Annotated in this window: 29 protein-coding genes; 1 reads left to right on the forward strand and 28 read right to left on the reverse strand. The window is 40.6% G+C overall.

The features are described 5' to 3' along the window. Window positions 1–2: 2 nt before the first annotated feature. The 26 genes from D4A81_RS08970 to D4A81_RS09085 form a co-directional block, all read right to left on the reverse strand. Window positions 3–1,283, reverse strand: coding sequence for a PBSX family phage terminase large subunit (locus tag D4A81_RS08970; protein ID WP_330405080.1), 1,281 nt, complete (start codon window positions 1,281–1,283; stop codon window positions 3–5). Further along, window positions 1,270–1,677: a KGG domain-containing protein gene (locus tag D4A81_RS08975; protein ID WP_111524593.1), complete on the reverse strand. Its 408-nt coding sequence runs from the start codon at window positions 1,675–1,677 to the stop codon at window positions 1,270–1,272. Before D4A81_RS08975 ends, D4A81_RS08970 begins: the two co-directional genes overlap by 14 nt. A 55-nt stretch (window positions 1,678–1,732) precedes the next feature. Then, on the reverse strand, window positions 1,733–2,359 hold the full coding sequence (locus D4A81_RS08980; RefSeq protein ID WP_111524592.1) for a DUF4417 domain-containing protein: 627 nt from the start codon (window positions 2,357–2,359) through the stop codon (window positions 1,733–1,735). A gap of 2 nt (window positions 2,360–2,361) precedes the next feature. After that, the gene (locus D4A81_RS08985; RefSeq protein WP_111524591.1) at window positions 2,362–2,784 is read right to left on the reverse strand and encodes a hypothetical protein; all 423 of its coding nucleotides are present in this window, start codon (window positions 2,782–2,784) and stop codon (window positions 2,362–2,364) included. Between the two features lie 189 nt (window positions 2,785–2,973). After that, on the reverse strand, window positions 2,974–3,678 hold the full coding sequence (locus tag D4A81_RS08990) for a DUF559 domain-containing protein (RefSeq protein ID WP_111524590.1): 705 nt from the start codon (window positions 3,676–3,678) through the stop codon (window positions 2,974–2,976). Next, entirely contained in the window at window positions 3,671–4,084 is a 414-nt protein-coding gene (locus tag D4A81_RS08995) for a hypothetical protein (RefSeq protein WP_111524589.1), read from the reverse strand. The genes D4A81_RS08990 and D4A81_RS08995 overlap by 8 nt, the downstream gene beginning before the upstream one ends. After that, a complete protein-coding gene (locus D4A81_RS13170; RefSeq protein ID WP_162902570.1) occupies window positions 4,081–4,242 on the reverse strand; it encodes a hypothetical protein in 162 nt (53 codons plus the stop codon). Before D4A81_RS13170 ends, D4A81_RS08995 begins: the two co-directional genes overlap by 4 nt. After that, the gene (locus D4A81_RS09000; RefSeq protein WP_111524588.1) at window positions 4,229–4,480 is read right to left on the reverse strand and encodes a hypothetical protein; all 252 of its coding nucleotides are present in this window, start codon (window positions 4,478–4,480) and stop codon (window positions 4,229–4,231) included. The genes D4A81_RS13170 and D4A81_RS09000 overlap by 14 nt, the downstream gene beginning before the upstream one ends. Further along, complete coding sequence (locus D4A81_RS09005; RefSeq protein ID WP_111524587.1) at window positions 4,480–4,734, reverse strand: hypothetical protein; 255 nt, start codon at window positions 4,732–4,734, stop codon at window positions 4,480–4,482. The genes D4A81_RS09000 and D4A81_RS09005 overlap by 1 nt, the downstream gene beginning before the upstream one ends. A 10-nt stretch (window positions 4,735–4,744) precedes the next feature. After that, on the reverse strand, window positions 4,745–5,068 hold the full coding sequence (locus D4A81_RS09010) for a hypothetical protein (protein WP_146246996.1): 324 nt from the start codon (window positions 5,066–5,068) through the stop codon (window positions 4,745–4,747). Continuing rightward, a complete protein-coding gene (locus D4A81_RS09015; RefSeq protein WP_111524585.1) occupies window positions 5,055–5,354 on the reverse strand; it encodes a DUF6378 domain-containing protein in 300 nt (99 codons plus the stop codon). The genes D4A81_RS09010 and D4A81_RS09015 overlap by 14 nt, the downstream gene beginning before the upstream one ends. Continuing rightward, entirely contained in the window at window positions 5,351–5,569 is a 219-nt protein-coding gene (locus D4A81_RS09020; RefSeq protein WP_111524584.1) for a hypothetical protein, read from the reverse strand. The genes D4A81_RS09015 and D4A81_RS09020 overlap by 4 nt, the downstream gene beginning before the upstream one ends. Continuing rightward, window positions 5,566–5,718 (reverse strand): hypothetical protein, encoded by a 153-nt coding sequence (locus tag D4A81_RS13175; protein WP_162902571.1) that lies wholly within the window; start codon window positions 5,716–5,718, stop codon window positions 5,566–5,568. The genes D4A81_RS09020 and D4A81_RS13175 overlap by 4 nt, the downstream gene beginning before the upstream one ends. Further along, complete coding sequence (locus D4A81_RS09025; protein WP_111524583.1) at window positions 5,718–6,191, reverse strand: hypothetical protein; 474 nt, start codon at window positions 6,189–6,191, stop codon at window positions 5,718–5,720. The genes D4A81_RS13175 and D4A81_RS09025 overlap by 1 nt, the downstream gene beginning before the upstream one ends. Next, window positions 6,188–7,558 (reverse strand): DEAD/DEAH box helicase, encoded by a 1,371-nt coding sequence (locus tag D4A81_RS09030; RefSeq protein ID WP_111524582.1) that lies wholly within the window; start codon window positions 7,556–7,558, stop codon window positions 6,188–6,190. Before D4A81_RS09030 ends, D4A81_RS09025 begins: the two co-directional genes overlap by 4 nt. Continuing rightward, the gene (locus D4A81_RS09035; RefSeq protein WP_111524581.1) at window positions 7,539–7,820 is read right to left on the reverse strand and encodes a VRR-NUC domain-containing protein; all 282 of its coding nucleotides are present in this window, start codon (window positions 7,818–7,820) and stop codon (window positions 7,539–7,541) included. The genes D4A81_RS09030 and D4A81_RS09035 overlap by 20 nt, the downstream gene beginning before the upstream one ends. Window positions 7,821–8,078: 258 nt before the next feature. Beyond that, complete coding sequence (locus D4A81_RS09040) at window positions 8,079–10,463, reverse strand: virulence-associated E family protein (protein ID WP_111524580.1); 2,385 nt, start codon at window positions 10,461–10,463, stop codon at window positions 8,079–8,081. A gap of 3 nt (window positions 10,464–10,466) precedes the next feature. Beyond that, window positions 10,467–12,428 carry a DNA polymerase gene (locus D4A81_RS09045; RefSeq protein WP_111524579.1) on the reverse strand — a complete coding sequence of 654 codons (1,962 nt, stop codon included), beginning with the start codon at window positions 12,426–12,428 and terminating at the stop codon, window positions 10,467–10,469. After that, on the reverse strand, window positions 12,425–13,063 hold the full coding sequence (locus tag D4A81_RS09050; RefSeq protein ID WP_111524578.1) for a DUF2815 family protein: 639 nt from the start codon (window positions 13,061–13,063) through the stop codon (window positions 12,425–12,427). Before D4A81_RS09050 ends, D4A81_RS09045 begins: the two co-directional genes overlap by 4 nt. Further along, window positions 13,056–14,216 carry a DUF2800 domain-containing protein gene (locus tag D4A81_RS09055; RefSeq protein ID WP_111524577.1) on the reverse strand — a complete coding sequence of 387 codons (1,161 nt, stop codon included), beginning with the start codon at window positions 14,214–14,216 and terminating at the stop codon, window positions 13,056–13,058. Before D4A81_RS09055 ends, D4A81_RS09050 begins: the two co-directional genes overlap by 8 nt. Beyond that, a complete protein-coding gene (locus D4A81_RS09060) occupies window positions 14,216–14,584 on the reverse strand; it encodes a hypothetical protein (protein ID WP_111524576.1) in 369 nt (122 codons plus the stop codon). The genes D4A81_RS09055 and D4A81_RS09060 overlap by 1 nt, the downstream gene beginning before the upstream one ends. A gap of 19 nt (window positions 14,585–14,603) precedes the next feature. Next, window positions 14,604–14,834, reverse strand: coding sequence for a hypothetical protein (locus tag D4A81_RS09065; protein ID WP_111524575.1), 231 nt, complete (start codon window positions 14,832–14,834; stop codon window positions 14,604–14,606). After that, a complete protein-coding gene (locus tag D4A81_RS09070) occupies window positions 14,822–15,169 on the reverse strand; it encodes a hypothetical protein (protein ID WP_162902572.1) in 348 nt (115 codons plus the stop codon). The genes D4A81_RS09065 and D4A81_RS09070 overlap by 13 nt, the downstream gene beginning before the upstream one ends. Window positions 15,170–15,270: 101 nt before the next feature. Next, complete coding sequence (locus tag D4A81_RS09075) at window positions 15,271–16,005, reverse strand: pentapeptide repeat-containing protein (protein ID WP_111524573.1); 735 nt, start codon at window positions 16,003–16,005, stop codon at window positions 15,271–15,273. After that, on the reverse strand, window positions 16,006–16,275 hold the full coding sequence (locus tag D4A81_RS09080) for a hypothetical protein (RefSeq protein ID WP_111524572.1): 270 nt from the start codon (window positions 16,273–16,275) through the stop codon (window positions 16,006–16,008). 10 nt (window positions 16,276–16,285) lie between these two features. After that, complete coding sequence (locus D4A81_RS09085) at window positions 16,286–16,510, reverse strand: triacylglycerol lipase (RefSeq protein ID WP_111524571.1); 225 nt, start codon at window positions 16,508–16,510, stop codon at window positions 16,286–16,288. A 97-nt stretch (window positions 16,511–16,607) separates the two neighbouring features. On the opposite strand from D4A81_RS09085, the gene D4A81_RS09090 reads away from it, so the two are divergent. Then, window positions 16,608–16,832, forward strand: coding sequence for a hypothetical protein (locus D4A81_RS09090; RefSeq protein ID WP_119808291.1), 225 nt, complete (start codon window positions 16,608–16,610; stop codon window positions 16,830–16,832). Here the strand turns inward: D4A81_RS09090 and D4A81_RS09095 are convergent. Continuing rightward, entirely contained in the window at window positions 16,795–17,040 is a 246-nt protein-coding gene (locus tag D4A81_RS09095; protein ID WP_111524569.1) for a hypothetical protein, read from the reverse strand. The two genes, D4A81_RS09090 and D4A81_RS09095, sit on opposite strands and share 38 nt — an antisense overlap. Before the next feature lie 8 nt (window positions 17,041–17,048). Continuing rightward, complete coding sequence (locus D4A81_RS09100) at window positions 17,049–17,828, reverse strand: phage antirepressor KilAC domain-containing protein (protein ID WP_111524568.1); 780 nt, start codon at window positions 17,826–17,828, stop codon at window positions 17,049–17,051.

Below are 17,828 nucleotides of genomic sequence, written 5' to 3' on the forward strand. Positions count from 1 at the left end.
CCTCACTTCATGATAGATAAGCCTGAAGGCTTTCTAATAATCGTATAACCAAAGTATCTTACTGCATCCATTGCATGGTCAAATACCTTTACAGGTTTGTCTTCGCCCCTATCTGCCGCCTTCTCATCCCAAACATAGGACGCAAATTCCTTTAAAGTCATTTCGCATTCTGTACTAATCTTTACATTTGGTTCCTGTAGTAGTGAAGCAAAAAACCTTATCCCATCAAGCACATTATTAACAGCCTTTTTCACTCTGTATCCTCTCTTCTTTAACTCTGCAATAAAAGATGCAGCAGACGGATCCACAACAATTCTTTGTAGTTTGATGCCGTTAAGCCATTCTCCTAAATCGTCTGCATATTCTGTATCAGTCTTTTGTATGTCGCTGTCTCTTCCTGAATAATAATACTCTTTAATACAATACCAAATGCCATCAAAACCTTTTCCCCACAGCAGGAAAACTGTAGCATTTTGAGTACCGTAGTCACAGGAAACATAATAGCTGTTTGGCTGTATCGTCGGAACATCTTCAAGCTCCACTGTATGTTTCTCGCGGTCGAACATATCATAGATAAGACCTTCAGCCATCACCCAAAGTCCTAAGATGTATCTCTTAAAGAAAACTCCGAAATACATGTTCTTGTATCTGGCTTTGATACGCTCTGACAAAGACGGATTATCATCCATCGTAAAGTGAAGGTGCAATAAGTTCTTTTCCACAATCTTATCAAGCCACTTAACCTTAAACCAATGATAAGGTGAACCAGGGTTGCAGTTAAACCAAAACTTTGAGCCATCCACAGAACAACGACCTGTCGCCTGATTGACAAATGATTCAGGCATCAGTGCAACTTCGTCAAAGAATGCTCCTGCAGCAGTTATACCTTGCACTAAGTCTTGCGATGCTTCATCCTTACCACCAAATACAAAGTATTCATTCTCTCTACCATTTTTGCTGATAGTTAAATAATTCTCCGAACGGTGGTCCTGTACAAAATATCCCAAAGTTGCAAGCATCTTTTTAAGTGGACCAATAACATTTCTTCTGCAAGAACCTACTGTCTTGCCCGCTATGATAAAATTTTCACCGTCAAAACATTCCATTGACCAGGCAATATAGGCCATTGACATACTCATTGTCTTTCCGGATCTAATTGCTCCATCAGCTATAATTCCATCATGCTCTTTGATTTTATCAGCAATCCACCATGTCTGAACTTTTAACTGCTTTTTAGACGGTGGGATAAACTTAAAAGGCTTGTTTCTTTTAACTGTTCTCATCATCCCACACCTTATCTGCTAATCCCTTCAAGGCATCAACGTATGAGCTGTCAATTTCTTCGGGACTACTTGTCACAGTCTTTGCTTTCAATGCCGCAATGCGTGCCTTTTGCTCCTGTTTGTCCAGTGTCGTTTTATTCTGCCCAAGTAAATCTCGTATTTCTTTGAATGCTGATACAGCATTCTTATTGCCCGGATCCGCCGCTATATCTATCAGAGATTTAATCATCATTTCAGATATATCGCCTGTAATCATCCCTTCGGCTATCTTTCGCAAGTCCGCTTTTCTTCTACGGGCGACTCCTGAGGCTTTACCGCCTTTTCTGCCACTTTCCCTTGCTTCGTCCTCGCTTCGCTCACTAAACGGTATTAAGTTATCCTGCCCATTTGCCACTCACCTCACCTTCCCATCTGTCTATATTCGGCAACAAAAAAGAAGGCTTTCACCTTCATACTCTAAATTTATCTTGATACGAACCAATAACCACGACACTGTCGTTATTCTTGCCTATCCAGTCAGGTACATTTCCGTAAAATATTATCTTTTCAGGTTTTAAATTCTTTAACATTTCGTTATACCCGTCTAAGAACAATCTCTTTGCATCTCTATTCTTCATACATCCGACACTTGATATTGCCACAGTACCGCCAATAGGTTCTCCGTCAAAGCACCATTCATAGCTGTCGTAGTCGCTCCAAGCTATAGTCGGTATTACATTTATGCCTAAGCTCTGCCAGTACGCCGCCAACCAATGCTTTCTGTAGTGGTTATACATCTGCATTACTTTCGGATAATCAGTATACAGTGAAAAATCAGGACTCAACACATACTTAAATTTCTTCAAGATGTTTATGTACTTGTCCGGTTCTCTCCATACTCTGAAAAACTGATAATCGTCCAGAAAGAAATGCAGTCCCGTACTTTCAAATTCACCTTTGTAGCTTTTAGCATAGTTGAAAGATATCCAGTTCTTTACGCTATCATACCCACAAGGCTCAATAGCCGGGATGTCGTACTTGCCGACTACATCAGGGTAGAACTTATGCAGATTTTCCATTGTTTTTCTTTCCTGCATATCTATCCCCTACCACTTCTTTTAGCGTACCCTGTAAACCATCTTTCAACTGATTTCGTCAACCTCTTTTGAGCCCTCTCATAAGTAGTTGATGTAATTTCCCTGTCTGTAGCTTCCCCATATCCGTTCACAAATGTTTTCTTTTCTGTGGGCTCACTTTTTGCCTGTTTGGACCTTGCCTCTGCATCTGCTTTATACGCCTTGCTTAGCTTTTGAACAACATCATCTCTCTTTGATTTTGTAGCGTAATATTCTTTTCTTGCTTTGCTCGTCATTTGTCCGTCTTTATCTGTCTGCCTTACCAAGCTTGCCATTTTATCGCCCAAAGCTTTCTTTCGTGCCTCTAGGCTCTTTATAGAGCCCCCCCCCGCACTTGCTCCGCCTCCAGCACCGCCGCCTGCACTTGCTGAACCTCTTCCGCCCATAAATATCTCCTTTATCTAACCTCTTTCATATCCCTCTTTATGCATACAAAAAAGACAGCCAATCTTGACTGTCTCAAACGAAAAATAGTATGGAGTTTTGTTACATGATTTTCCTCAAATTGAGAGCGGTAAAATGTCCAAACCGCTCTCATACCCTTAAAAGGAGGATCATATGAAAAAGTATACTTGCTATCCTAAAACCTCTCTGAGATACTTTGCCACCCTTACCATATCCTTCATGATGTAATCGGTTGTAATGTGCAAAACTTTCCAGTCTTGCCCTAAGTTGTTTTTTATGACAAAGTCTTTAACAGTTTCTCTGTCCCTATTGTTGTGGAATATTTTTCCGTCTACCTCAATAACGATTTTAATATCAGGGATGACAAAATCAAGCCTGTAATTCGCTAATTTTTGCTGCGGTATGATTCTATACCCTTGATGCAGAAGCTCTATGGCTACAAAAATCTCCGGAATACTATCGTATAGCTCACATCTAGTTTTTGCAGCTTTTATTGCCCTCGAGTATTTTTCTATGTCTTTCCGCTTTACGAACATCTTTTGAACCGCTTTGTCAAACCTTTTCTCTGCTTCAGTCTGTGGGTTCAATTCATCCAATAACCTTTCCGCCAACTCTCTTTCTAGCGACTTCCATTTTTCTTTTTCAACCAATTTACAATAATCGCATTTATACGCACGCTTAATGCTAAATGAACGCTTAAACACTGGCTTTCCACACACTGTACATGGGATTTTGTACATTTTTCTACCAAATGCATCTCTTCCACATACTACATCAAGCCCCAAATAATCTTCAATCTCCGCTTTAAAAATCACTATGTTTACACCTTTCCACAATACTAATTGTACTACATATGGGGGTTCATCGTCAAGCACTTTTACTATATATAGTGTTAAACTTTTTTCCTGCCCTTTTCAACAAACTTCTCACTCCATCGATAGTTAACCCTGTAAACTCAGATAGCCAACGCAAACTTTTGAATTCTACATATCTTTCCCTTAACACCCACTTATGCTTTTCATCCTCAAGTAGATCAATTAAGTGTCTCGCTTCTTGTTTCAGGCTCCAAAGCTTATCAATGTCCGCATTAATTTCATCCTCCAGCTCGTTTATTTTTATCACGACATTTTCAAAGCCGCTTCCGCCTCCGCTCTGAACTCGCTCTGAATTACTCACCGTCACTTTAGTTGCAAGAGCCTGTATCCTCTCTCGTTCAAGCAACTTTGCATTTATCATATTGTCTAATGTCTTCAGCTGTCTTAAATACTCCTTTGCCGTCACTCTTTTACCTCCTCCCAGTACCATTCCATCCAGTTTGCCGCCTCTTCCCATGCCAACTTGTCAATTTCTTCTTTTGTGGCGTCATCTTCAACTTCAAGCTCAAACTCAACTTCACTTCCGACTACATCCGTCATTATTACACCCTTAATTTTTCTCACTCTTCATCTCCTTTTCCAACGCTTCCAATATAGCTTCTACCCTCTTTTCTCCTAAGCCTTTTACACTTAAAAGAGTTTTTCTTACTTCTGCTATATCAATTCCAGGCACAGACTTTACTCCATCTGTGTAGCCACTCTTGTAAATGCTCTGTATATATAAGTTCATCTGATTGTGATCCATCTTTTTAATATTCTGATATTCCTTACGATTTATCACCACGTCTTTTTGTATCGCCATCATTCCTCCCACTTTTCGCAACCCTGCAAGTCATTGCACCCTTCCGCATCTTCGTTTAAGCAAAGTCTTATGTAATCGTCATACCATTCGCAAAGGGTGCAGACCCTCGGCCGTTCATCCACTTCTTCGTAGTCATACGCAATTCTATCTATGACTTCTTCAAGAACCCGCTCTTTAATTTCTTTGTCCGAAGCGTTGTCGTCTATGGATATGCCAACAACTTCGTCATTCAGGTATACAACTATTTTTCTCATACTCACCGCCTCATTTTAACAACTCACTTAGCTTCTGATAAGTTTTTGAAATTTCATTTTCGTATTCCTCGATTTGATTTCTGAGCTTTTCCTCAATCAAATCTTCTACTTCTTTTATATCGTTGTCACGTAGATTTATAGGAACGTTTTCTCTAAATTCTCCTTCGTCGCTACTTCCGTCAAATGATATACGATGACAATGAAAGCTATACAGGAATTCAAGTGTGTCCATTGCAACATCAATCTCATCTTCGTAAAAACTTATATTTTTTTCAAGGCGATTTATTTCATCTATTATATCTTTCAGTTCTTCTCTTCTCTTATCTTCCATCATTTTCCCCTCTCTGCTCTTCACCTCCGAACATAAGCTCTCCACCGCAAGCAGAATATCCCGCAACATCAATCCAACTATCTTTGTCTCTTCCCTCACTTGACTTTATTCTTGCAGTCTTCAACAATATCATCATTGCGGCCACCTGTGGCGCTGTTATATTTATATCTAAGAAAACACTCCACAGCTTTGCTATAGTGTTAAAATTATCTTCTGGCTCTCCGTACTGTAAATTTCTATCACCGCATACACATTTTTCTGCTTCTGCTAAAAACTCTTTTCTTGTCATTCGTTAATCACCGTCCTGTATATTGCTGTTTTTCCATCTTTTGACCTTAAAATAACCATTCTAGGAAAGCCGTGATTTACCCAGTCGCAAGGTTTGTACTCCGCTTTTTCAACCACAAGATCAGTCTTGTGTCCTTCCTCACACTTTTTCGCTTGCTTCCGGTCGCTAAAGTCGCTACCGCATATTTCGCAACGATAAACTGTACATTCCTTCATTGTTCTTTCTCCTTTATCTCCAGCCAAAATCCTTCAACTCCATCTTTCTCATAGCAAAAATCCGTATCATATCCCCCGGCTTCGTATTCGTGCATCGGCTCTATTAAGTCGTCGGAATCTTTGCACCTGATATATCTAACTTCTGTCATTACTCATTCTCCTTTACTCGTGTAGCAAACGCTAATCCTAAAAACTCATCAACTTCTTTTATGTAAACGATGTCGCTGTTTTCACAGGCATAATATCTTATACCCTGCCCGAATGGTTTTATAAGTTTCTCATCTACAAAAATTGATTTACCATCTTTTGTCTTAAATTCTTTCAGCTGTCTTCCGTCCGACAGAATCTTTATCATCTTTGTATCTGTCAGCTGATCTGCAGTCTCCGCACTTTTGAATATGTTCTCTACCCTCAGATTACCAACTTCTGCAAACGCAGGATTTAATAAGCTATACTTCTCCGGTATCAGGTATATTGATATGCCTTTATACATAAGCAATGTATATGTGTTTCCGCTTATTGCGACAGTGCTGCAAATTCTATAGTCTGCTGCTTTGCCTGTAATTTTTGACTTATAAATATTTTTTACAGCATCTGCCTGTACTTTTCCAAAATCTATCATTTTTTCAATCTCTCCTTTACTTCTTGTATTCTGGCCTTTAGGCTGTCAAGCAAAGCTTGCTGTGTATCGCTCTTGCCCTCAAGTGCTTTGGCCACATCCTCGTCACGCTTACCCTTTACGAGTAATTGATGAACTATAACCTTTTGCTTTTGTCCTTGTCTGTGAAGTCTTTTAAGTGCCTGCTGATAGAGTTCCAAAGACCAGTTAAGGCCAAACCATATCATGTGGTTACCACCATCTTGTAAGTTAAGCCCATAGGCTGCACTTGCCGGATGTGCAAGTAATAATTCTATTTTTCCATCATTCCAGTCCTTCTGGTCCTGTACTGTCTTTAACTCTCTGCAGTATGGAAACTCTTTCATGATTCGTTCTTTGTCGTGTTGGAAGCTGTAAAACAATAAAATATTGTGCCCTTTTAAAGACTCTACAATCTCTTTTAATGCTTCCATCTTGCAATCGTGTATATGGTGAACCCCTCTGTCTTCGTCATAGACTGCACCGTTACAAAGCTGTAAAAGCTTATTTGAAAGTGCTGCACCGTTTGTAGCGGATATCTCTCCTTCGGGGATTTGCAAAATATATTCTGTTTCAAATTCTCTGTAAACCTTATCAGCTTTAGGATCCAAAACCACATACACTGGATTTACCACAAGGTCAGGAAGCTCTAAATAATCACTTGCCTGCATTGATATGCAAAGGTCTGATAACTCTTTAGATATAAGCTCTTTGGCTCCATCTTTAGGTGTATAGTTCTGTCTTCCTGATGCATCCGCTGTGTAGCTGTCGAAATACCTGTTACGGTATTGAGTAATAGTCTTATAAAGCCTTTGCCCTTTATCAAGCAGATACACTTGCGCCCACAGATCCATTAAACCGTTAGGCGCTGGAGTTCCTGTAAGACCTATAATTCTATCTATCCTTGGCCTTATAGCTTTCAAATCTTTAAATCTCTTTGCTTCTCTGCTTTTAAAACTTGAAAGCTCATCAATAACCACCGTATCAAAAGGCCAATCATTTTTATAATGATCCACAAGCCAGGATACATTTTCACGATTTATAACATAAATGTCCGCAGGCTTGCAAAGTGCTCTAATCCTCTTTGTGCTGCTACCAAGGCAGGTGCTTATTCTTAAATGTTTTAAGTGGTCCCACTTATCCGCTTCAAGTGCCCAAGTTCCTTCTGCAACCTTTTTCGGTGCTATGACTAAGGCTTTTGAAATCTCAAAGCGGTTATAAAACAAATCATTAAGTGCGGTTAAGGTAATTACCGTTTTTCCTAATCCCATGTCAAGAAACAGCCCGATTTCTTTTTGTGCTATTATCTTTTCAATGCAGTATCTTTGATAATTATGTGCTTTGAATATCATCTAAAAATTTGTCTACCCCCTCTTTACTGTCGATCACAAAAACCCTGCAACCCAAATCCTTAAGCCTGCCTATCTGCCTGTCCTGTAGCTGGCTTGTTTTTCCTCCGGGTCTTTTAAGCTCTACGAAGTAAATTCTGTTTCCTGGCATTACTATAAGTCTATCGGGTACCCCCGCGTTGCCTGGAGATGTAAACTTGAAAGCTATACCCCCCAGCTTTTTCACTCCAAGTCTTAAATACTCTTCAATCTCTCGTTCTCTCATTTTTTCTCCTTAGGGGGCAACATTAATGCTTTTCCCTATATATATACGTATTAGGCGTATTAGGCGCGAAATACATGCTCTAATTTCTCTATTTTATATAGTTATATACAGAATGTTGCTGTTGCCCCTACTGTATAAACCCTTATAAATCAAGGCTTTAAGGGGCAACATTAGGGCAACATTCTAAACGTCAATGTTGCCCCTGTGAAATTTTAGAATGTTGCCCTTAGGCCCTAATGTTGCCCCCGAATGTTGCCCCTAAAATTCGGTATTTTTGTACCCTCTTTGGTCTCCGTGGCACCCGAATTTCATAACCTTGTTACTGTATTTAAATCCCTTTAGACTACTTAGAATCCCATTTATTTCTATAGTATCCTGCCTTCTTGCCGTGCTTGCGTCTTTGCCAAAACACTCTGTCCAGATCTCCGCTGCACATATCCTATCCCTTTTTACAGTATTGCCCTTGTATGTTTTGTACTCAAATGTCCAGTAAGCTCTTCTTTGCTCCAGGCTGTATGTGTTCCATCCTTCCGGTACTTCTTTCTCTACGAACTCCCTTACCATTCCTGTCTTAATAGAAACCTCTCTATGCTCTTCTTGTACAAGTCTTGCCATAGCTTCTATATCTTTTGGTAGGTGTAATTTCTCACCTAACTGCCAGTAAAAGTACGCCTCCGCCCATATCTGGTCTTTTTCTTTTGGAAGGTCATTAAAAACAGATTTCGTGGTTTTAAGTGGGTCCGCATCTACTGGCCAAAACCTACGGCTCCCCGTCGGGTCTCTTAGGTACTCACTATCGTTTGTAGTTCCAAAGAATACGCACTTTCTTGGAAACTGCGCTGTTCTTCTTCCATACGCTTCTCTGTATATGTCGTCAGTCTTTGAAAGAAACTGCTTTACCGTATTAGTCTCTGATTTGGACATACCACTAAGTTCCCCAACCTCTACAATCCATCTACCCTGAATAAGCTCTGCCGCTTCTTTACCCTCAAAAGTCATAAGGCTGTCGGAAAACCAATCGCCGCCCAGTATCGCAAAGAATGTACTTTTACCTATGCCCTGTGCCCCGGATATAATAACCATATTGTCAAACTTAGCCCCCGGCTGCATCACTCTTGTTACTGCTGCGACAAAAGATTTCTTTGCTACTGCCTTTATGTATAGGCTGTTTTCAGCCCCGAAATAATCTATAAATAGATTCTCAAGCCTTTGTATACCATCCCAGCTAAGCCCAGTTAAGTAGTCTCTAACGCTATTAAAAGCATGCTTGTGAGCGCACAAAGCGGTTGCGTCGTATATCTTATCCTTGCCCGTGATTCCGTATACGCTCTCAAGGTACCATCTAAGGCCTGCGTCATCTGTATCATTCCACTGTCTTTTTTCTTCTTCACTATTCCAAGGAAGCGCTCCCAGTGCGACGCCTCTGCATGCGAATTCATCAAGAGCTATTTTATCTTTTAGTAACGGATCGTTATCGAGTATCAGGCTTATATTGCCTATTGTCTTTTCCACCGCTCCGTTGCCATTGATTTTAAGCCCTGACATCCAGTCGCTATTATCATCTGTTATGTCGGTTTTAAACTCTCCGCTTGCCTCTTCGTATCTCTCTTTAGTTAAAAGTACAGATACCTCTTTAATGCCCCTTACAAGCTCTGCCATTGCCATATAAGAAGGTAATTTATTTGTCGGTGTATCCGGCTTTGTATCCGCATCCAAGTCACTGAACTTATGAAGTCTTACAAGGTCCCAAGCATTGCACAGTCTTCCGCTTGCAGGGTCTGTAGCATGATGCGAATATAGCCACAGCCCGTTGTATACGATTGCACCTCCTGCGGTTGAACCTCCTGAGTAGGTATATCTGTCCTCATGTTCTGTACTTAAGTAAGCCCCCGGAATAAGTTCGTCCATAGCCCTGTAAATGTCATAAGTTCTACAAAAAGCACCTATTATTCCGCTCTTCTCTCTGGGATCCTGTTGCTTGTCGGCTAAATGCGTATACTTTTGAGCCTCATTCGGCACAAGCGGCCATTCTAAATGATTATGCCAGTCGTTGTATATAGCAAGCACACCTCTAGGATCTAAGAATCCCCCGTCAAGAACTTTAAAAACATATACACTATCACTGCTACAGCTTGAGTTGTACATAAGTCTTGAAGCTTGGAATGTTGTCGGGTCTGCCCATTCTATTCCTATAAGCTCCGCAACTTTTCTTGCTATCGGCTCATACTCTTCAGCTGTTACAGTGTTTGCAAGTGGAATAATTACTCTGAGTCTCGGTCTTGCAAGTTCGTGCTTCCTTGTACTATGCACTAAAAGAGCACAGCCAAGCAGGGATATTTTCTTTAAAACCTCTTCCGTCATTCCGCTTGGGATATTATCGAGGTCAAGCGTAACTAAATCCCTACTCTCTACACTTCTTGCCCCTCTACGACCGTTTATGAGAGCACCACCCACATAACCGCCTACGTCTTTAAGTTCATCCTGCTTTGATTTAGGAAGGCTTAAAAAGTGTTCCAGAGTCTCAGGCGACCTTACCGGGGTCTCTAATTTTTTTATAAATTCCGACCACCATATTGTCTGTCTCTGCCACTTGGTAGAGAAACGACTGGCAGCAATGGAAATAGTCAGCTTTTTATCCGTCATAATTTAGTCCTTCTTATAAAACATTGATTCGAAACCGTCGCCACGTAGTATTAACCCTTGCGCCCACGGCACAGGTTCAGCCATTATATCCGTAAGCTCTTTGAGTTCTCTGTCTTTAGGGCTGTCAATGACCATTTCATCATGTATATGCATTACCACCTTAAATCCCTTTGCTGCAGTCTTTTTCATACTTAACGCTAAACAGTCTCTTGCTATCGCCTGTACGATATTCTCGACTATCTTTCCGCCGTAGGTGCCTATTTCGCTCCATTTCTTAGTGCCCTGTTCCACACCCATGTAAAACATCTGGTCTTTACCCTTTTCATTGATCTTAAGTGTAGGGTTTATATAAAATAACTCTCTGCCCGAAGGCAGTGTAATTATCATAAAATTATCCGTTTTTCTGAAAGTGCAACCGTTTACATTCTGTGCCATACCTGTACGAACTGCTGTAAGAACTGCATTCTCACACCTATACCAAAGTTCAACTATTCTTTTGTTTGAACCTCTCCACCTTGCAACAATGTCAAAAAGCTCATCATCACTAAGCCCCATCTTGTCGGCGCCCATAGCCTTTAGGGCTCCTACGTGGCCTTGGTACCCAAGAGCAAGTTCCGCAATCTTTCCTTTTTGTCTAAGTTCATATTCCGGATTACCTTTTTTAATCCTGTCTATAGGCACTCCAAACATAGCAGAAGCGGAAGCTTCATAAATCTTGCCGTGCGTGGCAAATACTTCTTGCCTCCATCCCTCTCCTGATAGCCAAGCAATCACTCTTGCCTCTATAGCAGAGAAGTCTGCAACAATAAATTTATTGCCCTGTGCAGGAATAAAAGTAGTTCTTATAAGCTGTGATAAAGTATCAGGAACATTCCCGAATATCATTTTTATACCGTCTAAGTCCTTAGCCTTAACTAGATCTCTTGCAAGCTCTATCATATCCATATGATTTCTTGGCAGGTTTTGCACTTGTACAAGTCTGCCTGCCCATCTACCTGTTCTGTTACCACCGTAAAACTGCAAAAGCCCCCTTATTCTTCCGTCATCACAAAGAGCATTTTTCATTGCGTCATACTTCTTTACAGATGTCTTTGATAGTTCTTGCCTTATTTCCAACATTCTTACAGCGGTATCATTGTTAAGGTCTTTTATCATACCCGAAACCGTTTCTTTTCTGAGATTGTCCACCTCTTCGCCTGTCTCTTCCTCAAGCCATTTAGATAACTGCTGAACCGACTTAGGGTTGCTTAGCCCTGTAATCTCTTTAGCCTCTTCCATAAGGCTCTCTGTAATAGCCTGAGAACAATATAAAGCCCCTTCAATAAGTTTTTCATCCACAGCCACACCAGTATTGTTTATTGTCAAATCCAGCCGCCATAGATCCATCTCGTCGGTCGGTACCGGGTATTTATCTAAAATGTTTTTTATAGACATTTCAGTCACTACATCCTGCTTGCAATACTCTCTAAACAGTTGCCATTTTTCAGGTTCGTGCTGCGGAAGTATTCTTACCCTCGGATCCGTTTTTGTTGGCTTATGCGGTACACAGAACTTGCGTATAAGGCTTAAGCCTACTCCCATTTTTCTTTTATCCTGCGGTAAGCCTATAGCCTCTCCTATGGTCGCCAATCCGCCGGGATAGCCTAAATATAATCCGTGGTGCATTGTACAAGCCCAACCATCTAATGGCAGTTCGTGCCCGTAATATTTTGATAAACAAAGCCACTCAAAGGTCGCATTGTATGCACATTTTTCTATGTCTTGCGAGAGTAACAGACTATAAAGTAAGTCCATACCGGCTTTAAAATCAGACTCTGTAAAATCAAGGATCTGTACGGGCCCTCCATCTAAGCTATACGCTGCAAGCATTATTTCAAAATCAGGAGAGCGTACATACGCGTACGCTCCTGCTTTTTTAATATCTACACTGCTATAGGTTTCCAAGTCTATCGACAGCCTAATCATAGGCCCATAACTTCGCCCTGTACTATGGGTTGCCCTGTTATAGGGTCAATTTGTGGCTGTGCAGGTTGCTGTCCGTACTGTGGCTGTGCAGGTTGCTGTGCGCCTCCAAAATCTTCAGAAGCTGACGCCTTAGAGCCTCCTAAAGGTGCACCATCTTCAAGCTTTTGTACATTGTTTAAGTAGCAACCGATTCCTCTTTTTCCTGCACTAAAGTATGGAGCAAAGTTCACTGAAAGTCTGCCGTACATCCCTGAATAAACTTCTGTTGCACTCATTATTGGTTGTAAGTCAGGACCTACTATCTCAGGTCTAGGTCTTGTCGGGTCTGCATTTGTTGACGCTGTAAACACCCAGCATCCTTTGCACTCATCACCGTAAGGCTCTCCGCTGTCTTTCACTCCGTCCCCGTCATGAATCGGTGTAGGTACTACCGGAGGAACTACCCCGTTCCATTTTCCGTTTCTGCCCTCTTCTATAGCCTGTGCTATGGCTGCATCAATAGCCTGCTTTGTCTGTATATCAGACTTTGGCAACAGTGCTGTTACACTATATTTACTGTTTCCGTTTTTGTCGTTTCTTGGGTTTAAAAGTGCCACATAACTAAATCTTACTTTTCCTGTTATTACTTTACTCATTTGTTGATTCCTCCTTGAATTCATCTGCTGCTTTTAATTTAATTGATTCTCTTTTATCACTATCAGGTACCAATGTTGGCTTACCTGTACTTGTTGTTACCATATCGCCTACAAGGGCGCTAAATTCTTTCTTACCTATCTCTTTTTCAACTTGGGCAAGAGTCAATGGGCTCTTTATCCACAAAATTTCTTCACTTATGCCACTATCTGTAAGCTTTTTAAAGGCTGTATCCATATCAGTCCAAGCCCTTGTTTTTCTTCCCTCTACGGCCTTCCATCCGGATATATCATTGCCTTTTAATACTTCCGACAGTGCGTACTCTTCTAAGGCTTTTGCCCAACTTGCGACATCTTTTGCCGTCTGTAATATCTGCCCGATTTCTTCATGAGATAAGAGTTCTGGCTTTTTAAAATCAAGCTTTGCTAACTCTCTGCATTTTTCAGCGTGTTTCTGGCATATTGGTTTAGCTTTGCAAAAACCACACCAAGATCCTTCTTTTTGTTCTCCTGCACCTATGTACGCCATTTCTATTGTCGGTCTTATGCTTTCTCCCCAAGCCTTTAGCTCCTGTACACTTGTTGTAAATGTTCCACCGCCATCTTTGTTTCTAGGCTGAAAGATATGCATATGCACAGTCTGAATATTGTAAAATAGCTCATATTCCCCAACAGCGCCAAGTGCATACAGTTTTAACTGTGGATTATCTTCTGCACTGACTGCAACATTCTTCCCATACTTTAGATCCACTATGTGTAAATCGTTACCCGATATTATAATGCAATCTGCCGTGCCAAAGCCTTCAGGGATATGTGCGGATAAGTTAAGCTTTACTTCTACAGCGATATAAGGCTTTTGTGCGTATGAAAGCACGATACCTCTTATATACTCTGCGTATTCGTCTGTAAGAGCGTCCATCTCTTTTTGGTACATACTATTGTTTGTAAAATCTTTAAGTATCTTATTAAAAGACCTTTTTGGTAACGGATCTATAAGCATATTTCTTACTTTAGCCTCTGCTATTGCGTGTGCCAGAGTACCTTCTTTTGCACTTTCCGACGGTCTATCTTCAAAATTTTCTTCAAGCCTTGCACTTGGGGTGCACTCTAACCACCTGTGTGCCCCCGATGCACTTAATACTGCATGCTTTGACATTAAAGTTTTACCCCCATCTTTTGCAACTCTGCTGCAATCTCAGGAAGTTGCGCCGGCTGTAACTGAGTAAGTGCCGCTACCCCAAATCTTGCTAAAAGTTGTTGGAACTCCCCCAGTCTTCCCGCATCTTTAAGCTGAATTGCACCAACAGCTATCTGATCAATAGAGTAGGTAGGCATTTGGGTAGGTGCCTGTGGTGTAACGGGTGCCTGTGGTTGCTGTATTGCAGGAGCCTCAGGAATAACGGGCATACTAGGCTTAATATCCGTATGCGCGGATACTGACGCCCCTACGGCTGTCTGATTGCCGAGTATCTGCTTTGCAAAAACTACCATCTCGTCAAAAGTTTCAAAAGTTAAATTAATCATTTCTAGTTTCTCCTTATATTTAAAAAACAAACATTGCAACTACTGCTAAATTAAGTGCTACTACCCCTATAAAACCCGCCCAAAAAGCTCTTTCTATACCATCTATAGAATCTTCAAGCTCGTCAATTCTTTTTCTTAAAATCTTCACTTGCTTGCCGTGCTTAACCTCAAGGGCATCTATATTTCGCTCTATTTTTCTACCTGTCCACACATCCGGCACAACTACGCTATTTTCTTTTAAACTAGACATTTAAATCCTCCTTTACTGAGAAGCTTTCTTCCCAGTTCCTTATCTTCTAATAATTCCTTTAGTGTTTTAGTCTCTAACATTTTACTTAATGCAGGGCTACTTAATATCACTCCTGATGTACTATCCGTAAGTATCTGACCAATTGTAGCCGACATAGTTCTCTCAATCCTTTTTATCCTGATAGCTCTCTTCTTTTTCTTGCTGTAAACGACTTCTTCTTTTTCCTCTATAACCTTTAATTCGCACCAATTGTGGTATTTCTTTTTAACAGTAACCTCACAGATTACATCAGTAGGCACGGCGTTTTCTTTTATAAAAAGCTCACACTTCATCATAAACCCGTCGCCCGGCTGTATGGCCTCGTGGATCTCTTTATACCTTAGTGCGGGCTTAGGACCGTCAACTATGTGTATAATTGTATTATTGTGATGTACTATCATATCTTTTTCCTCGCATGTGCCAGTGCCTCCTCTTTTGATATCCAAAAGTAAAGGTCTGTAGAGCTTGCCTTGAACCTGTCTACTTCATAGTCGTTATCTCGTACAACATCATTCTCAGTTAAGATGTAATTTCTGTTTTTTAAAGTAACCTCAATCGGATCATAGCCATCTTTCAATCTTTCTATAGATTCAATAAAAAGCATTTCTGCTCTACATTTTCTTGTTGTTCCTGAGCTTCTCTGAGCCCATGTAGGAATAGATACTTCTACTAAGCAGTCATTGCCCTTAAAGTCCTCTCCTATCGTCCATCCTGTAAACTCTCCCTCCGTCGGGCATACGGGATAAATACCTATGGTATTATCAAACTCAGCTGTAATAATGTTTGTATCCTGAAGATTTGCCTCAGTCAGATTTGCCAAAGCGAATGACGCACTGTCCAGATCGGCACCCTCAAAGCTTGCTTCTGTCAAATTAGCAGACAAGAACAATGCATCTTTGCAGTTTGTCTCATTAAAGTTAGCACTCCACGCATTGGCGCATGAGAAATCTGTATTCTTTAAATTTGCGCCCTCGAAATTTGCACTAACAAGAACTGTATCTATAAAGCAAGCTCCCTCAAGGTCCGCACCTGCAAAGTTTGCTCCTGTCAGGTTTTGCCCTTTAAAGTTCCATCCCCTCAGGTCCATATTTGCGAAATTGTTGTCTAAAACCTCTTTTAAATCCTTTTTCATTTATCCTACCTCTCTCACCATCTTCCACCCTGCTCCCCTTGCAGGCCTTCTTCTCTGACTTGCAAATTCTGCAGTCTGTAACTTTATCCTCTTTGCTATCCACTTATCAAAACCAACCGTGTCGAATATGATAGTTGAATTCGGCTTTGATGGGTCTATCTTAGTGGCGAAATTCTGCTTCGGATCTCTATAAGCTTCCATAAGCAAAGGTATAGGAAATCCCATTGTCTTCAGTTCTGACATTTTCATAATTTGTTTCGGAAACTCCATATCTACCTCCTTAAGGTATAAATTCAATATCTCTGACACCTTTTCTCTGCTTAAGTTCTCTAATCAGCTCTCTATCCGAAAATTTGTCTAATCCTGTATCTTCGTAATTTATAAGTTCTACCAACTCATGTGCCACTATTGAAACTTGTTCGGCTGTTCCTTCTTTAGTTAAACGCTCAATGTATCCAAGCAGTATCTTTTCTAAGGTTTCCTTGCTACTTTCTTTTTCACCCATGTTTATGTATCCTCCTATTTACTTTCCCTCTAATCTCTCCTAAACTATCCTTACAGGCTATTGCCGTAGCTGAGTAAACGAAAGGAGGGATATGAGTATGACTAAAAATGATTTCAACAAAATTATTGAAGACGGATATACAAATGCAATTTCTAAATTTTCGGATCCTCAGTATGTTAAAGAATTTCTTAGTAAACATGCTGGCGGTGATAATAAGATATCAACCGAGAACCTAATTGTTGCGTCAATCCTTATGTCTGCTGAAATCACAAAAGAAATGATTATCAATTCACTAGAAAAATTTGTCGTATTTGATGACTGATTTTTTCTGCGAAATCCTCAGTATTAGTTTCACCATCTAACCAAGGGTGAACTACATTTTTGACATTTCCAAAATTTTCAACCCTGATAGTAACCTCCAACGTTTCATCAGGGTTGGACTTTCTTAACTTTCTAACTGCTTCCACTATTCTCTCTATGTCAGAGATATGGCTTGTTACTATTTCTATCTTTATTGGATTCGTTATCATCTTCCCTCCTAACTAACCTTTTCTTCTACCTGCTTCCCTAAGAAAAGATTTACAAAATACACTTGTCCTTTTCCTGTTACCTTTGTGGTCTTTGTTACCCTCACGCTTCCGTCAGGATTATTTATCGTGCTTTCCTTTACCTCAAACAGGCCTAATTCCATAGCCTTTTGTGTAGGTAAGTTCTTGCTGCTTCCTGATTTCATCAAGAAGCTTCTCTGTCTTAGTTCCTCAAACAACCTCTTTTGCCCTGTATCATAGCCATTCTGCTTTAAAAGCTTTGCAAGGTCTCCGATAAGTATTGATGTATCACTTGCGGATACCGATTTAGCAAACAAGGCTAAAGGTTGCATTCTTTCATTTTCAGCCTCTAAAGCTTTCCTTGCTTCCCTCTCTTCTTTTAGTGCCTTGAAAGCTGCTATGGCTATATCCGGATTATCCAGTAGTTCTTCTTTAGCGTATAAGCCGTGCTTGCGGATAGATGGAAGAACTTCTGATGTAACCCATCTTTTAAACGCCTTTGCGTTTTGTAGCTTACTTGATAAGATAAGGGAATATAGTCCGCTTTCGTTGATGACAGTCAGCTCTTGACTTCCTCCAAGGGTGTCACATTTCGTTACCCCCTTATCCTCATCATCTATGTGGTCGCCTATCGCTTTTCTTGGATTACTGTATCCCAGTACCTCCGCCACATCTTTACCCACGAACCAAGGTTCACTATCAATTTCCACCGTTCGGATTTCTCCAAACTCGCTGTTTTTAAAAATCTTTAATCTATTCAATAAAATCAC

The organism is Lachnoanaerobaculum umeaense, assembly GCF_003589745.1.
Taxonomy (GTDB): domain Bacteria; phylum Bacillota; class Clostridia; order Lachnospirales; family Lachnospiraceae; genus Lachnoanaerobaculum; species Lachnoanaerobaculum umeaense.

Excerpts from the sequence above, each read along its gene's own strand:
- D4A81_RS08970 (WP_330405080.1), bottom strand. The coding sequence starts at position 1,283 with ATGAGAACAGTTAAAAGAAACAAGCCTTTTAAGTTTATCCCACCGTCT.
- D4A81_RS08980 (WP_111524592.1), bottom strand. The coding sequence starts at position 2,359 with ATGCAGGAAAGAAAAACAATGGAAAATCTGCATAAGTTCTACCCTGAT.
- D4A81_RS08985 (WP_111524591.1), bottom strand. The coding sequence starts at position 2,784 with ATGGGCGGAAGAGGTTCAGCAAGTGCAGGCGGCGGTGCTGGAGGCGGA.
- D4A81_RS09000 (WP_111524588.1), bottom strand. The coding sequence starts at position 4,480 with ATGGCGATACAAAAAGACGTGGTGATAAATCGTAAGGAATATCAGAAT.
- D4A81_RS09005 (WP_111524587.1), bottom strand. The coding sequence starts at position 4,734 with ATGAGAAAAATAGTTGTATACCTGAATGACGAAGTTGTTGGCATATCC.
- D4A81_RS09010 (WP_146246996.1), bottom strand. The coding sequence starts at position 5,068 with ATGATGGAAGATAAGAGAAGAGAAGAACTGAAAGATATAATAGATGAA.
- D4A81_RS09015 (WP_111524585.1), bottom strand. The coding sequence starts at position 5,354 with ATGACAAGAAAAGAGTTTTTAGCAGAAGCAGAAAAATGTGTATGCGGT.
- D4A81_RS09020 (WP_111524584.1), bottom strand. The coding sequence starts at position 5,569 with ATGAAGGAATGTACAGTTTATCGTTGCGAAATATGCGGTAGCGACTTT.
- D4A81_RS13175 (WP_162902571.1), bottom strand. The coding sequence starts at position 5,718 with ATGACAGAAGTTAGATATATCAGGTGCAAAGATTCCGACGACTTAATA.
- D4A81_RS09025 (WP_111524583.1), bottom strand. The coding sequence starts at position 6,191 with ATGATAGATTTTGGAAAAGTACAGGCAGATGCTGTAAAAAATATTTAT.
- D4A81_RS09030 (WP_111524582.1), bottom strand. The coding sequence starts at position 7,558 with ATGATATTCAAAGCACATAATTATCAAAGATACTGCATTGAAAAGATA.
- D4A81_RS09035 (WP_111524581.1), bottom strand. The coding sequence starts at position 7,820 with ATGAGAGAACGAGAGATTGAAGAGTATTTAAGACTTGGAGTGAAAAAG.
- D4A81_RS09040 (WP_111524580.1), bottom strand. The coding sequence starts at position 10,463 with ATGACGGATAAAAAGCTGACTATTTCCATTGCTGCCAGTCGTTTCTCT.
- D4A81_RS09045 (WP_111524579.1), bottom strand. The coding sequence starts at position 12,428 with ATGATTAGGCTGTCGATAGACTTGGAAACCTATAGCAGTGTAGATATT.
- D4A81_RS09050 (WP_111524578.1), bottom strand. The coding sequence starts at position 13,063 with ATGAGTAAAGTAATAACAGGAAAAGTAAGATTTAGTTATGTGGCACTT.
- D4A81_RS09055 (WP_111524577.1), bottom strand. The coding sequence starts at position 14,216 with ATGTCAAAGCATGCAGTATTAAGTGCATCGGGGGCACACAGGTGGTTA.
- D4A81_RS09060 (WP_111524576.1), bottom strand. The coding sequence starts at position 14,584 with ATGATTAATTTAACTTTTGAAACTTTTGACGAGATGGTAGTTTTTGCA.
- D4A81_RS09065 (WP_111524575.1), bottom strand. The coding sequence starts at position 14,834 with ATGTCTAGTTTAAAAGAAAATAGCGTAGTTGTGCCGGATGTGTGGACA.
- D4A81_RS09070 (WP_162902572.1), bottom strand. The coding sequence starts at position 15,169 with ATGATGAAGTGTGAGCTTTTTATAAAAGAAAACGCCGTGCCTACTGAT.
- D4A81_RS09075 (WP_111524573.1), bottom strand. The coding sequence starts at position 16,005 with ATGAAAAAGGATTTAAAAGAGGTTTTAGACAACAATTTCGCAAATATG.
- D4A81_RS09080 (WP_111524572.1), bottom strand. The coding sequence starts at position 16,275 with ATGGAGTTTCCGAAACAAATTATGAAAATGTCAGAACTGAAGACAATG.
- D4A81_RS09085 (WP_111524571.1), bottom strand. The coding sequence starts at position 16,510 with ATGGGTGAAAAAGAAAGTAGCAAGGAAACCTTAGAAAAGATACTGCTT.
- D4A81_RS09090 (WP_119808291.1), top strand. The coding sequence starts at position 16,608 with ATGACTAAAAATGATTTCAACAAAATTATTGAAGACGGATATACAAAT.
- D4A81_RS09095 (WP_111524569.1), bottom strand. The coding sequence starts at position 17,040 with ATGATAACGAATCCAATAAAGATAGAAATAGTAACAAGCCATATCTCT.